A 258-nucleotide genomic window follows, 5' to 3' on the forward strand; every position below is an offset into this window, starting at 1 on the left:
CTCCCGACTCAGCAAGGTATTCTCGATTACTACGCAGATTAGACATCGAACCTGTCATACTTTGACCAATTACCGTTGTTCCAGCCCCTTGGCGTTTTTCGACCATCGCCATTTTCACTAATTCATCAATGGCCTTACGCACGGTAATTCGACTAACAGCGTACTCTTCAACCAATTTGGTTTCGGTCGGTAAATTATCACCGATTTGAAACTCTCCTGAATCAATACGCTGCTTTAGCGCCAACATGACTTTTTTAT

Annotated in this window: 1 protein-coding gene; it reads right to left on the minus strand. The window is 43.4% G+C overall.

The features are described 5' to 3' along the window. The coding region (locus Q5762_RS38915) for a GntR family transcriptional regulator (protein ID WP_315897040.1) at positions 1–258 on the minus strand (258 nt) is incomplete at both ends.

It is taken from the genome of Streptomyces sp. P9(2023), from assembly GCF_032436795.1.
Taxonomy (GTDB): Bacteria; Actinomycetota; Actinomycetes; order Streptomycetales; family Streptomycetaceae; genus Streptomyces.